Annotated in this window: 16 protein-coding genes; 7 read left to right on the top strand and 9 right to left on the bottom strand. The window is 59.1% G+C overall.

Translation table 11 applies throughout. The annotated features are described in order from the left end of the window. Positions 1-176: 176 nt before the first annotated feature. Entirely contained in the window at positions 177-923 is a 747-nt protein-coding gene (locus CUJ84_RS04095; protein ID WP_105005285.1) for a glucose 1-dehydrogenase, read from the bottom strand. A gap of 107 nt (positions 924-1030) precedes the next feature. On the opposite strand from CUJ84_RS04095, the gene CUJ84_RS04090 reads away from it, so the two are divergent. From CUJ84_RS04090 to CUJ84_RS04080, 3 genes are all read left to right on the top strand, one after another. Continuing rightward, complete coding sequence (locus CUJ84_RS04090) at positions 1031-1375, top strand: ArsR/SmtB family transcription factor (protein WP_105005284.1); 345 nt, start codon at positions 1031-1033, stop codon at positions 1373-1375. 295 nt (positions 1376-1670) lie between these two features. Further along, positions 1671-2654 (top strand): phosphotransferase enzyme family protein, encoded by a 984-nt coding sequence (locus tag CUJ84_RS04085; protein WP_105005283.1) that lies wholly within the window; start codon positions 1671-1673, stop codon positions 2652-2654. 339 nt (positions 2655-2993) lie between these two features. After that, the gene (locus CUJ84_RS04080; protein ID WP_018495374.1) at positions 2994-3389 is read left to right on the top strand and encodes a hypothetical protein; all 396 of its coding nucleotides are present in this window, start codon (positions 2994-2996) and stop codon (positions 3387-3389) included. A 364-nt stretch (positions 3390-3753) separates the two neighbouring features. On the opposite strand, the gene CUJ84_RS04075 is transcribed toward CUJ84_RS04080, so the two are convergent. Continuing rightward, the gene (locus CUJ84_RS04075; RefSeq protein WP_105005282.1) at positions 3754-4641 is read right to left on the bottom strand and encodes a LysR substrate-binding domain-containing protein; all 888 of its coding nucleotides are present in this window, start codon (positions 4639-4641) and stop codon (positions 3754-3756) included. 117 nt (positions 4642-4758) lie between these two features. Here CUJ84_RS04075 and CUJ84_RS04070 point away from each other — a divergent pair, with 117 nt between their 5' ends. Both CUJ84_RS04070 and CUJ84_RS04065 read left to right on the top strand, forming a co-directional pair. Then, a complete protein-coding gene (locus CUJ84_RS04070; RefSeq protein WP_105005281.1) occupies positions 4759-5463 on the top strand; it encodes an SDR family oxidoreductase in 705 nt (234 codons plus the stop codon). A 93-nt stretch (positions 5464-5556) separates the two neighbouring features. Next, positions 5557-6126 (top strand): pyridoxamine 5'-phosphate oxidase family protein, encoded by a 570-nt coding sequence (locus tag CUJ84_RS04065; RefSeq protein WP_105005280.1) that lies wholly within the window; start codon positions 5557-5559, stop codon positions 6124-6126. A gap of 77 nt (positions 6127-6203) precedes the next feature. Here CUJ84_RS04065 and CUJ84_RS04060 read toward each other — a convergent pair whose 3' ends face one another. From CUJ84_RS04060 to CUJ84_RS04050, 4 genes are all read right to left on the bottom strand, one after another. Beyond that, complete coding sequence (locus CUJ84_RS04060) at positions 6204-6461, bottom strand: GlsB/YeaQ/YmgE family stress response membrane protein (protein ID WP_017993268.1); 258 nt, start codon at positions 6459-6461, stop codon at positions 6204-6206. A 166-nt stretch (positions 6462-6627) separates the two neighbouring features. Continuing rightward, positions 6628-6846: a hypothetical protein gene (locus CUJ84_RS04055; RefSeq protein ID WP_105005279.1), complete on the bottom strand. Its 219-nt coding sequence runs from the start codon at positions 6844-6846 to the stop codon at positions 6628-6630. 60 nt (positions 6847-6906) lie between these two features. Beyond that, positions 6907-7107 (bottom strand): hypothetical protein, encoded by a 201-nt coding sequence (locus CUJ84_RS37850; RefSeq protein WP_158686904.1) that lies wholly within the window; start codon positions 7105-7107, stop codon positions 6907-6909. 112 nt (positions 7108-7219) lie between these two features. Beyond that, positions 7220-8290 (bottom strand): serine hydrolase domain-containing protein, encoded by a 1071-nt coding sequence (locus CUJ84_RS04050; RefSeq protein WP_105005278.1) that lies wholly within the window; start codon positions 8288-8290, stop codon positions 7220-7222. Between the two features lie 481 nt (positions 8291-8771). Between CUJ84_RS04050 and aac(6') the strand changes: the two genes are divergently transcribed. Next, positions 8772-9224 (top strand): aminoglycoside 6'-N-acetyltransferase, encoded by a 453-nt coding sequence (gene aac(6') / locus CUJ84_RS04040; RefSeq protein WP_105005276.1) that lies wholly within the window; start codon positions 8772-8774, stop codon positions 9222-9224. 207 nt (positions 9225-9431) lie between these two features. Here aac(6') and CUJ84_RS04035 read toward each other — a convergent pair whose 3' ends face one another. Genes CUJ84_RS04035 through CUJ84_RS04025 form a run of 3 tightly spaced genes read right to left on the bottom strand, consistent with a single transcriptional unit; the run spans position 9432 to position 10760 of the window. Continuing rightward, positions 9432-10043, bottom strand: a complete 612-nt coding sequence (locus tag CUJ84_RS04035; RefSeq protein WP_003557365.1) for an ATP-dependent Clp protease proteolytic subunit — start codon at positions 10041-10043, stop codon at positions 9432-9434. Positions 10044-10089: 46 nt separating this feature from the next. Further along, a complete protein-coding gene (locus CUJ84_RS04030; RefSeq protein ID WP_105005275.1) occupies positions 10090-10449 on the bottom strand; it encodes an SRPBCC family protein in 360 nt (119 codons plus the stop codon). Continuing rightward, entirely contained in the window at positions 10446-10760 is a 315-nt protein-coding gene (locus CUJ84_RS04025) for an ArsR/SmtB family transcription factor (RefSeq protein WP_003546150.1), read from the bottom strand. The genes CUJ84_RS04030 and CUJ84_RS04025 overlap by 4 nt, the downstream gene beginning before the upstream one ends. Positions 10761-10943: 183 nt before the next feature. Here CUJ84_RS04025 and CUJ84_RS04020 point away from each other — a divergent pair, with 183 nt between their 5' ends. Beyond that, the gene (locus CUJ84_RS04020) at positions 10944-11615 is read left to right on the top strand and encodes a DUF938 domain-containing protein (protein ID WP_105005274.1); all 672 of its coding nucleotides are present in this window, start codon (positions 10944-10946) and stop codon (positions 11613-11615) included. Positions 11616-11909 lie beyond the last annotated feature (294 nt).

Genomic DNA, 11909 nt, shown 5'->3' with positions numbered 1-11909 from the left:
CATCGCCACAGCTAGAGCATGTCGCGGAAAAGTGTGCAGCGGTTTTGCGATAACGACATGCGTAAAATAAAGACCTAAAGCGCGAGGAGCGATCTGAAAGAGCGCGACGCGCTTTAGCAGTTTAATTCAGAACAAGATTCAGGTTTGAGGCCGACCCGGCCTTAAACCATCCTGCGCTAGCGGAAACCGCCGCTGGCAACCAGTCGTTCGCCGGTCAGCCAGCGGGCATCGTCGGAAGCGAGGAAGACGGCAATGTCGGCGATATCGTCCGGCTGGCCGATGCGGCCGAGCGGCGTCTGGGCAACCATGGTCTGCTGCAAATCCGAGCCGATGACGCCGGCCGAGTGCGTGCCCTCAGTCTCGACCATGCCCGGCAGAATGGCGTTGACGCGGATCTTGCGCGTGCCGAGTTCCTTGGCGAGCACGCTGTTGATGCCCTCGACGGCTCCCTTCGTCCCGGTATAGACGGCCGAGGCCGGCAGCCCTAGGCTGGTGACCACCGAGGAGACGTTGATGATGCTACCGCCCTCGCCGAGATGCTTGACCGCTGCCTGGCTGGTCAAGAGAACGCCGAGAACATTCACGTCGAACATGCGACGATACTGTTCCTCGGTCACCTCACCGATCGGCGCGAATTCATAGACGCCCGAGTTGTTGACCAGCACGTCGAGCTTGCCGAACTCCCTGACCGCAGCATCGACCAGTCCCTGTGCCTCACCGGCCTTCGAAACATCGCCCTGCACCGCGATGGCTCTGCCACCGGCCGCGCCGATCGCCTCGACCACGGCGTCCGCTCCCGCCTTGCTCGAAGCGTAGTTGACCACCACTTGCGCACCTTCCGCCGCGAACGCCTTGGCAATCGCAGCGCCAATGCCTTTGGAGGCGCCCGTTACGACAGCGACCTTTCCTGTGAGCTTAGCCATTTCTCGTTCCTTCAGATCTGGATAGCCGCCGGGATTGGCAGGCTTGTTCCATAGTTCAGAAATTCGGAACTGTTGATCTCGATGTCAAGGGACGCTATATAAAATTCATGAGACCGCTCTTTCACCCAGCCCTGGAGGACATCAAGCCCGAGGCGATCCTCTATGCGCTGTCCGATCCGGAGCGCGTTGCCATTTATGCAAAGCTTGCCGGCGCCAGCAGTGGCGGGACGTGCTCCGCGCTTGCCGATCTCGGCGACCGCGTCATTCCAAAGTCATCGCTGTCCAACCATTTCAAGGTGCTGCGCGAGTCCGGGCTGATCCTGAGCGAGCGCCAGGGTGTGGAGATGCGCAATCAAACGCGCTGCACCGAGCTGGACGAACGCTTCCCGGGCCTGATCAAGGCCATCCTGACGGCTTACGGCCAGCTTCCCGTGCAACCGAAGACGGACTAATCGCCCTTAGAGGAATTCCAGGAAAAGTGCGAAGCGGTTTTCCGTCCGGAATTGCGTGAAAACAAAGAGATAGAGCAGCATAGCCCCCAATGGCCGCTGCCGACGGAGGTTCGCCTGTGCGCGAAAAAATCGCGAACCCAGCATTTTGTTTTTCATCTCATAGTTTTATAAATAGCGTGCTTCACCTTATTCAATCAGCAGCTTATTGCAATGGTACAGGCGTGCGCCACGCCCGCCTCTATGGTCTTCTCACCGCGGAAGCAGCCTTCCAGCAAAGCCCGATGGTACAGCGCCCATGCTCGACTTCGATCCGCTTTATTCGACCCCACAGGTTGCGGCTATCGAACAGTTCATCGATCAGCACTATCCGTCAGCAGGGCCGGTTTCCTGCCGGATGCTGCAACGCGGCTTGAATGATGTGTATCTGGCCCTCGGGAGCAAGGGCGAGCGTTATGTGTTCCGGCTTTCCCATCGCCGCGCGCGTGGTCCAGCCGACGTCAGGACCGAAACAGCTTTCCTGGCGCATCTCTCGCAATCGGGTGTTCCGGTCGCAGCACCCATCCCGACACGCGATGGCAGCTTGTTCGTTGAGGGACAGGCGCCGGAGGGCGTGCGCCAGGCAGTGCTTTTCCGGGCGATCGACGGCCGCAAGCCGGATGCGACGGATGCCGGCGATGCACGGGCCAACGGCAAGACCCTTGCTTTGCTGCACAACGCCGCCGAGACATTCCAGCCGGAGGGAGCGCTCTATCGGCTTGACCTCGAACACTTGCTGCATCTCCCGCTCGCCCGCATAGGCGACAGCGGCGTCGTGGACGACGCCGAGGTCCGCAGCGATCTTGAAAACATCGCGGCGCGGACGGCAAAGGCGATTGAAGCCTTCGCCAATTTGAGCTGGACTTATTGCCATGGCGACTGCCACGGCTTCAATGCGCGGATCAACGATGCCGGCGAAGCCGTATTTTTCGACTTCGATGACGGCGGTCCGGGATACCTCGCCTACGACTTGTCGGTGTTTTTGTGGGCGCAAATATCCTTCGGGCGAAGGTCGACCGCCATGTGGGACGCCTTCGTCGATGCCTATCGGGCCGTCCGGCCGATCACGCCGGACGACTTCGAAGCCGCCCATCGGTTTGTAATCGTTCGCCACATCTGGCTGATGGGCGAGTATGCAAGCCGGGCACAGGAATGGGGAAGCGAGACGGTCGGCTGGATTGCCCGGGAAGCGAATTTCCTCAGGCAGTGGGAGTCCGAGCGATGCGTCGACCGCCTGTTTTGAACTCAGATCTGCTCGGCAGCCGGAGGATCGGAGTAGCAGCCCCAGAGGTGAACGAAGACAGTGCCCACAGCGGGCGGTGCGCCGGCGCAGTCGGCGATCGCTTCGACCTTCGCCCACTCCTGGTGCAGGTCAAGAGACGCCCGAGAAGGTCGGGAGCTTGTCGGGGATATCAGCACGTGGGGGCCACCGGCCTCTGTTGGCCCGAAGCAGACGTTCATGGCCGTAATGCGACCTTTGCGATTGCGTTTACCACACTTCAAAGTTCGCGGTTGAATGCTCGGAAAAATTGATATTACAGGGCGACACCACCTCAATAATCGGCAAACCTCGGGACACATCATGCTGTGGAAGCTATTTGCAGGGGCGCTTTCTCTCTACCTCTTAGATTGCATCTATCTTCTCTATACCGACGAGCCCACTGTTGAGATGCTAGTCGGCGGCGTAATGCAGTTTTTTGGCGTTGCCGCCGTCATAACCTATGGGTTTGACATCGAGACATTCGACCGTCGGTTTTGGAGCTACTTGTCCAAGTTATTTGCAGTTTACATTGTCTACTGCATAGTCCGACCGCTTTGGGTTCTATGGAGCATGCCTTCATTTGGGACTGATCCAACACCAATGTTATTGCTATGGATTGCACTAGGATTGGCACTCTCGCTCATCATCGTCGCAGGTTACTTTCAGTGGCTCGCAATGCTGCGTTGTGCACGAGGTGAAGCGGTGGACCGGCAGTGACCGTCCGCAATTGGACGCGATCCTGACGAGCATCCTCACCTGTCGGCCCAAAGCTGCCATAACGTCGGTGCTATTTTCCGCGCAAAGCGAAGTTGAACCACACCGTAAAGAGACGCGAAAACTCGGCGAACAGCAGAAGTATGAAGCAACCTCCCCACCGCGGTTCTCCAAAAATCACCGTGCTTATGAGCGCCATCAGAAAATAGGCCGCTGCAAAGATTGAAACGTACCTTAATAGCGCCACCTGTATCCTCCTTCGGCTATCCGCTTATTTAATCATTTCATCTCAAAATACAACCTCAGGCCGCAATTGGCGCAAACCTGCCGCAGTTGGTCCATTCCTTGAGCGATGGCTGTCCGACCGTCAGCTCTCCACCTTTGACCGCAGCCAGTCCTGAAGCTTTTCGACTGCTTCAGACTTCCGATATCGCGGCTTCACCAGATAGAAGTGCGACCTCGCCCTGAGGGCGCCGTCGAAGACTTGCCTCAGCCTGCCCGCCTCGATGTCGGTCGAGACGAAAGCGCGGGTTGCCGTAGCGATGCCCTGCCCGGCGATTGCAGCTTCGATCGCGTGCGATGTCTGTGAGAAGCTGATGCCCCGAAACAGCGTGGGATCGCCGCCGCCGAGGAAGCGATCGATATATTCGGGCCAGGAATTATGGGCATCGTGAAGCAGCGTGTAATTCGAGAGTTCTTCCGCGTTCTCAGGCTCGGCTCCCTCGGCGACGAGATTTGGATTGCAGATGGCGATGATCTCCTGCTCGAACAGCAGTTCGGCGGCGAGGCCGGGACCGAAGGGAGGGCTGCCATATCGCACGGCAAGATCGACGCCGTCGAGCTGGAAGCTGGAAATGCGGTCGGTCGCCAGGATGTGGAGATCGAGATCGGGATGCCTCGAGGTGAAATCCGGAAGACGCGGGATCAGCCACCTCGAGGCGAAGGTCGGTGTCGTGCTGACCACCAGTTTGACCGGCTGAGGCTTCAGGTTCGCCGTCGCGTTTGAAAGCAGTTCGAAGGCGCGCCTGACGTCGGCGACATAGCTTCGCCCCTCGCCCGTCAGCGCCAATGACTTCGGCAGGCGCTCGAACAATGTCACTCCGAGTTCCGCCTCAAGCCCTCGCACGTGCTGGGCGACGGCTCCCTGGGTGACGCCGAGCTCTTCGGCCGCGAGCCGGAAGTTCAGATGACGCGCCGCCACGTCGAAGGCCTTGAGGCCGTTGAGGGACGGAAGATTACCGATGGACATGGACATCCGATAGTTTTTCTACTGGGATATTTCACGAAAACTGGTTCGCTCTCGCTTGAAGCCCATGGTATTCGAAGGATTAGAGCCCGGCAATGGGTGCAAAATCGAATAGGGATAGCGACGATGACAGTAGAAAAGGTAGCGATCATTACGGCTGGCGGCAGCGGCATGGGTGCGGAAGCCGCCAAGCGGCTGGCGGCCGATGGCTTCAAGATCGCCATCCTGTCCTCGTCAGGCAAGGGCGAGGCGCTTGCCAACGAACTGGGCGGCATCGGCGTCACCGGCTCGAACCAGTCCAACGACGACCTGAAGCGCCTGGTCGACGCATGCATGGATAAGTGGGGTCGGATCGACGCTCTCGTCAACAGCGCAGGTCACGGTCCCCGTGCGCCGATCACCGAGATCACCGACGAACAGTGGCATACCGGCCTCGACGTCTATCTGATGAACGTCATCCGTTCGGTTCGGCTGGTCACGCCGATCATGCAGGCGCAGAAGTCGGGCGCAATCGTCAATATCTCCACCGCCTGGGTGGCTGAACCGTCGGCGATGTTCCCGACCTCGGCGGTCTTCCGCGCCGGGCTCGCCGCCTACACCAAGATTTACGCCGATACCTATGCGGGCGACGGCATCCGCATCAACAATGTGTTGCCGGGCTGGATCGACAGCCTGCCGCCGACGGAGGAGCGCCGCGACAGCGTGCCGATGAAGCGCTACGGCACCAGCGCCGAAGTGGCCGCGACGATTTCCTTCCTCGTTTCCGATGGGGCGGGTTATATCACCGGCCAGAGCCTCAAGATCGACGGCGGCCTTACCCGGTCCGTCTGACAGGATCGCTTCAACGCCAAGGAGAACAGCGATGTGCTTCAACTGGAACGTCAAGGCCGGCGAGATCAAGAAGGCTGAGGCGGAGGCGACACAGTGAACCTCGCTGAGGTCGATGCATCGGCCTGGGCCGAGCTGGAAGGTGCTGCCGCCGATCCGCAGTCGGCCTTCCGCTATCTGAACCTCTGTTCGGTCGATGCCGGCGGCCGGCCGCAGGCCCGCATGGTCGTGCTGCGGCGCGTGGATGTGGCGCGGCGCGTCCTGGAAATCCATACGGATGTCAGAAGCCCGAAATGGCAGGAAATATCGGCCAATCCCTTGGTCACCATCCTCGGCTATGGGCCGCAGCCGAAAGTGCAGCTTCGCCTTCAGGGATCGGCCGAACTCAATGGACCGGCAAGCGAGTGCGCGACTGAAGCCTGGAGCCTGCTGCCGCGATCGACGCGCAGCACCTACATGGGCGGGCCGCCCGGCGACGAGATCGGCAAGCGGCCGGTAAGCGAGGCAGCGGTCGGAGACGCCGATGGACGGGCCTTCTTCGGGGTGCTGATATTCCGGGCCGAGACGCTGGACTGGTTCCAGCTGCGCCACGCCGACAACCGACGCGCAGTCTTTGCCTACGACAAACTGGGCACGCTGACTTCCTCCCGCTGGGTCAATCCGTGAACGCCGGACGACCACGCGTGAGCGCAACCCGAAAACGTGATGAAGGCGGCCGGTTTGCGAAGCCGCCTCCTGTTTGATCAGGCCGTTCGTCTGACCATTCTCGCAATAGCGATGAGGATGCAGGCTCCGATAAAGCCCGCGATCAGATAACCCAGCCATCCGCCAAGGACGACGCCGAAGAGCGAGAGGATAAAGTTGGCGACGATGGCGCCGACAATACCGAGAATGATGTTCATCAGCACGCCCATGTTGCTCTTCATAAGCATTTCGGCGAGCCAGCCGGCAATGCCGCCGATGATGATTGCGGCGATCCAGCCGATACCTGCACTTTCCATAGCAATTCCCCCTTGTGAATGATGAGCGGCCGGCGCGGGCAATCACGTCTCGCAGGTCGAGCTAAACCGATTGCCAAGCGACAGGACTATAACCTTCCGCGGCGTCAGTTGGTTCCACAAGCCCCCGTCCCCAGGAGGTCACGTGCCCCTCTCGATCTGATTCAGGTCACTTGTCGGCCGCGGGCCAATCGTTCGCAGGCTCCTCTATGACGGCAGTGTCGTCCTCCGCAGGGTCGGGATCGCGCTCAAGGGCTGCGCGCAAATTGCCGATCTCCGTGATAATCGTATCGAAGACGTCCTGCTGCCTGGCCCCGGCCACAACGCAGTCGTCGACGAGATGCTCCAGCTTCGCGCGAAGCCCGGCCTTCCAATTGTTTTTGCTCATGACCTTCTCCTCCTCTGATCGATCCACACGGAGCATCGTCGCTCGCGTGTTCCACCGCCTTTAATGGGCAGGCGGCGGCTTCCGCGCGTAGGAGACAGTGATCGATGTGTGGCCCTGGTTGGCGGGTTCGATCATCGCGAAATCCTGTTCTGCGGGATGAGGTCGCGGCGAACGGGTAAGGTGCTCTCCTGGCGTTTCCGCCCGCACCGAGAAATCGGAAAAACCGGTGCGTTCACCATCTCCGTCACGTCCGATTGGCACGCCACGACCTCGACGGATTAACCGATAGCCGCAGCAACGGTTCCGCCCTGCCTGGACTCTTTGCGTGGGTGAAACTGTCTCGCCTTCACCTCTAGAGGCGATATGCAAGTCCTCATTCGCTGAAGAGGATTTGCCCGACCTGATGCGCTCGGATGCGTGGACCTGGAACGCCACGGTGATTGGTCATCACGATGATTGTGCGCCGAGTATCGAGGAAGCGGACGACATAGTTGTTGTAGGCAACCAAGTTTCCACCATGAGCGACATAGCGCAGACCAGCCCCGCCAAGTGTGAGTAGTTGTTCGGGTTCGGCTTCCGTCAAATATGACGAGACATCCGTGATCCAGCCGAAGCCGTAGCCTACAGTCTCCCCGTCATGAGTTGCACCGGAGGTGAAGGCTTCATCCATTGTAGCTTTCGAGACGAGGCGTTCGGTATTCAAAGCTCGGTCCCAAAGGAACAAATCGTCGAGCGTCGAGAAGATGCCGCCGTCGCCCGTTGTCAGCAGGGGATAATCCCAGCGCTCGAACCGAGCGTTTTCATCCCAATAGCCATGAGCCAGCTTGTAGCGCGCGGGACGGGAGGCGTCAAAGACGACGGTATGCTCCATGCCAAGCGGATCGAAAACATTGGCTTTCAGGAAGTCGGCAAAGGACTGACCGGAGACCATCGCGACGATCATCGAGAGTATCACGTAACCCGTGTTGCTGTAGGCGTGCTTTGCCCCCGTAGCGAAATCTGGTTCAGCCGTCACGAGCCGGTCGAGTACGGCCGCGTTGGTAACGTCCGTCATGTCACGGGTCCATTTGGAGACCGTCGCACTGGAGCTGAATAGCTGAAAATAATCGGGCAGACCGGCAGTGTGGTGCAGCAAATGGCGAAGCGAAATTTCCGCACTCCATGAGGGAAGCTGCGGGAAATAGACAGACAGGCGGTCGTCGAAGCTCAATCTCCCCTGCTCAGCCAGCAACATGGCCGCCATTGCGGTGAACTGCTTGGAGATCGAGGCCAGATAAAACGAGGTGTCGGTTGTAATCGGCCGCAAGGTCTCAAGATCAGCGAGGCCATAACACTTGCTGTAGACAATCTCGTCACGGTCGATGACGAGCAACGCCGCGCCGGGGTGCTGTGGCACGTCCATATCTGCGAAGACGGCGTCCACCCTGCTGTCGAGCTTGCCCAATCGACGTCTCCCTTTCAGCACTGGAACGATACACGATCGTTTTGCGCCGCAGAACTGGAATCTGACCGATAGTGCCTGTCCGATCCGGGGCCGGCGCAGGTTTTGCAAATTCCGGCCAGCAACGCTGCGGCGGTCGCCCATTAGTCTCCATGGAGAAACTCCCGTTGCGCGTCCTGGGAGAGTCGATCACAGCTCAGGGCGAGCAGGGCAACGTGGGACCGAAACACCGCTTACGGTGAAGACCCGGCATTTCCATTAGAGGCGGATTGAGCGCACAAAGCTCAGTTCTTCCAAGACGATATCAGCGGCGACGACACGGCCTCGCGGCGAGGAGTTTGCGGTGTTACGAGTGAGGCCGGCCGCTTCGCGCCAATGGCGGACATTGCCGGCATCGCAAAACCGTCTACTCTGCGAGGGTGCAAAAGTCAGGAAAACATGTGTCGCTTTCATCGGGAATTTCGCGACAAAAGAGAACCACACCATGGAATCGATTATCGAGATTGGGACCATAAAGGATGTTGAATCGTGGGCGGAGCTTCGCGTTGCGCTGTGGCCGCATCACTCGCTCGAAGATCATCGGGCGGAGTTGAGCCGGGCGTTTCTTTCAGAAAGTGGAGAAGCCGTCGCGTTCATCGCTCGAAATGCTGCGAATGACGCTGTCGGGTTTGCTGAGGCCACTTTGCGACATGATTATGTGAATGGATGCAGCAGCTCGCCCGTTCTCTTCCTCGAAGGGATTTATATCCGGCCCGTTGACAGGCGAAAGGGTATCGCACGATTGCTTTGCAATGCCGTTGCCGATTGGGGGAAGTCGCTTGGGTGTGTTGAGTTTGGCTCTGACGCGCCGCTTGAGAATTCAGCCAGCCATGCGCTCCATACCGCTTTAGGATTTGAGGAGACGCAGCGCGTCGTGTTCTTCCGAAAGCCACTATAGGCCGGCGTTGCCCTTCCACTCGGCTTTAACGACTTGGCGCGCCAAAGCCGACCGTCTGGTTGCCACCCCATTTCAGCCCTTCCTTATGCGCCAGATAGCGTGATCGGAAAGCCGCCAAACAGGGTGAGCGTTTACAGGTCTTTCCTGAAAGCGTTCGAGCATTCTCGCCGCAAAGCTCTGTCGCAAAAGTTGAAGTTTCGCGACAGGCTATAGGCTGTCCGTGTCCTCCCGAACCGTTAGAATACGGTCGATAAGACCCCATTCCAATGCTTCTTCCGCCGTCATGAAGCGGTCGCGATCCATCCCGCGCTCAAAGTCTTCATAGGAGCGTCCGCAATGCTCCGCGTAGAGCCGCGTCATGCGCTGCTTGGTCTTCAGAATTTCTTCGGCATGAATCATCATGTCGGAAGCCTGCCCTTGGAAGCCACCGGATGGCTGGTGAATGAGGATACTGGCATTGGGCAAAGCAGCTCTTCCGCCGGCCTCGCCTGCCATCAGCAGGAACGATCCCATAGAACGGGCTGTCCCCATGCAAAGCGTATGAACGGGCGCGCGGATAAAGCGCATGGTGTCGTACATGGCGAGGCCGCTGGTCACGACGCCGCCCGGAGAATTGATGTAAAGATTGATCGGCTTCTTTGGATTCTCGGCCTCAAGGAACAGCAACTGCGCGCAGACCAGAGCGGAAACGCTATCGTTGACCTCGCCGTTGAGGAAGATGATGCGTTCGCGCAGAAGGCGGGAGTAAATGTCAAAAGACCGCTCCCCTCTGCTGGATTGTTCTATGACCATAGGGACGAGTTGCATCGCTTCGCGCATCGGCGAACTCCAATCTTCCGGAAATTAAAGGGGAGAGCTTGCCGCGTCAGGCGGCGAGCATGAGGGTCGGACTGTTGCTGTTCGCGGCCGTTTTGGCCATCCGGTCAAGCCTCGCGTCGGTTAGCTCGTGGATAATGCGCAGGCGGGTGCCGCCGGTCGCGTTCGGGACGATCGTGAACGTCACCGTGCTTTCAAGGAAAGGTGGAGCGTCGTCGCGCATGTTATAACGGACTTCCTCGCCAGGTGTGATGGTGACCGGGGCGGGATCGGCCAAAGCGTCTTTCGGCAACCAGTTTTCCCGAAATTCCGGAATGCTGATGGCACGCCAGACCTTTTGCGGCGGTTCATCCAGATCGAATTCCAGTTCGATGCCGTCTTTCTGCTCCTTGGCCTTTCCATCGTTCATTGGTCCATATCCTTCAGCAAGACCTTGAGAGCTTCGATGCGGGCAGGCCAGTAGGCGCGATATTTCGCCAACCATTGTGCGATGAGAGCCAGACCCTCCGGATCGACTTCGTAATTCACGAAACGCCCCTGCCGTTCTTCCCTCACGAGCTTTGCGCTCCGCAAAACCGAGAGGTGTTGCGACATTGCCGGCTGGCTGATCTCCATGCCCTCACGCAGGGCACTGGCGTTCATGCCGCCCGCCGCCAGCTTCTCGAAGATCGCGCGGCGGGTAGGGTCAGCCAAGGCTCGGAAAATGTCATTCTCGATCATGCACACACATAAGCACACACTTATGCGATTCGCAAGTCTGTTTCTGACGCGAAGTGGACGTTCGGTCGCCCTCGGCCGAACGCACGCGCCGGCGACCCCCTTCGTAAGTCCGAAATCCTTGGTTTCTGTCCCATCATTTCAGCTATAAGGTGGGAAACATCGCCCAAAGGGGATTCAAGGCCAATGCCCCCAGAGAAGAAGGACCGTTCGCCTGTTGCGCTGGAACAGCGCGACATAAGCGCCGACCAGCGCATGTTCTCACCTTCCGTTGCGCGAAATTCGGCGCCGATCGTCGCGGTCCTAAAACGTGTCCTTCCAACACGTGGCGCCGTGCTGGAGATTGGATGCGGGACCGGCGAGCACGCCGTGTGTTTTGCGGGAGCAATGCCCAACCTCACCTGGCAGCCGAGCGATCCGGATGCCGACGCCCGCACCAGCACGTCTAGCTGGATCAAATTTGCAGGGCTGAAGAATGTGCTGGCACCGCGGGATATTGAGGTGTGCTCAGGACAATGGGGCGTCGAACAAACGGGGCATTTTGACGCCATCGTGTCGATCAATATGATCCATATCGCGCCGTGGGCGGCAAGCTTAGGATTGTTCGCAGGAGCCGGCCGTTTGCTTCACGCTGGTGGGCTTCTTCTTCTCTACGGCCCATTCATGCGCGACGGGGCACACAACGCCCCCTCGAACGCTGCTTTCGACGCGGCTCTAAAGGAGCGCAACCCATCCTGGGGGGTGCGTGATACCGCTGATCTTGAACAAGTGGGTGAGGCCGCTGGACTTAATCTCCGCGAGACGATCGAGATGCCGACCAACAATATGTTGCTGGTCTTCTCCAGCGGTAGTGCCTGAACGACAAGCGGGCGCGAAAGAGACGTAGGCCCATAGCAGCATCCGGGCCCTTTGCTGCCGTTCGAGGTCGATCCGAGGAACGTGCGGTATATGCTAGAGCGGTTCAGCTTTTAACGGAAGCGCAGAACCGCTCTATCCTTTTGTTTTTACGCAATTCCCGGCAAAACCGCTTCGCGCTTTGCCTGGGAAAACCGCTTCGCACTTTTCCTGGAATTGCTCTAGAATGCCGGCCCGAAGGCGGAACGCGACAGACGCACTGCGAGGGGCGGTGTGATCGAACCGGAATTCGCGCGA

Source organism: Rhizobium leguminosarum, from assembly GCF_002953715.1.
Classification (GTDB): Bacteria; Pseudomonadota; Alphaproteobacteria; order Rhizobiales; family Rhizobiaceae; genus Rhizobium; species Rhizobium leguminosarum_V.
This window is presented reverse-complemented; position numbering and strand designations above follow the sequence as displayed.

Coding starts and splice junctions, on each gene's coding strand:
- CUJ84_RS04070 (WP_105005281.1), top strand. CDS start 4,759: ATGACAGTAGAAAAGGTAGCGATCATTACGGCTGGCGGCAGCGGCATG.
- CUJ84_RS04055 (WP_105005279.1), bottom strand. CDS start 6,846: ATGAGCAAAAACAATTGGAAGGCCGGGCTTCGCGCGAAGCTGGAGCAT.
- CUJ84_RS04035 (WP_003557365.1), bottom strand. CDS start 10,043: ATGCGCGAAGCGATGCAACTCGTCCCTATGGTCATAGAACAATCCAGC.
- CUJ84_RS04020 (WP_105005274.1), top strand. CDS start 10,944: ATGCCCCCAGAGAAGAAGGACCGTTCGCCTGTTGCGCTGGAACAGCGC.
- CUJ84_RS04030 (WP_105005275.1), bottom strand. CDS start 10,449: ATGAACGATGGAAAGGCCAAGGAGCAGAAAGACGGCATCGAACTGGAA.
- CUJ84_RS04025 (WP_003546150.1), bottom strand. CDS start 10,760: ATGATCGAGAATGACATTTTCCGAGCCTTGGCTGACCCTACCCGCCGC.
- CUJ84_RS04090 (WP_105005284.1), top strand. CDS start 1,031: ATGAGACCGCTCTTTCACCCAGCCCTGGAGGACATCAAGCCCGAGGCG.
- CUJ84_RS04075 (WP_105005282.1), bottom strand. CDS start 4,641: ATGTCCATGTCCATCGGTAATCTTCCGTCCCTCAACGGCCTCAAGGCC.
- CUJ84_RS04080 (WP_018495374.1), top strand. CDS start 2,994: ATGCTGTGGAAGCTATTTGCAGGGGCGCTTTCTCTCTACCTCTTAGAT.
- CUJ84_RS04095 (WP_105005285.1), bottom strand. CDS start 923: ATGGCTAAGCTCACAGGAAAGGTCGCTGTCGTAACGGGCGCCTCCAAA.
- CUJ84_RS04085 (WP_105005283.1), top strand. CDS start 1,671: ATGCTCGACTTCGATCCGCTTTATTCGACCCCACAGGTTGCGGCTATC.
- CUJ84_RS04060 (WP_017993268.1), bottom strand. CDS start 6,461: ATGGAAAGTGCAGGTATCGGCTGGATCGCCGCAATCATCATCGGCGGC.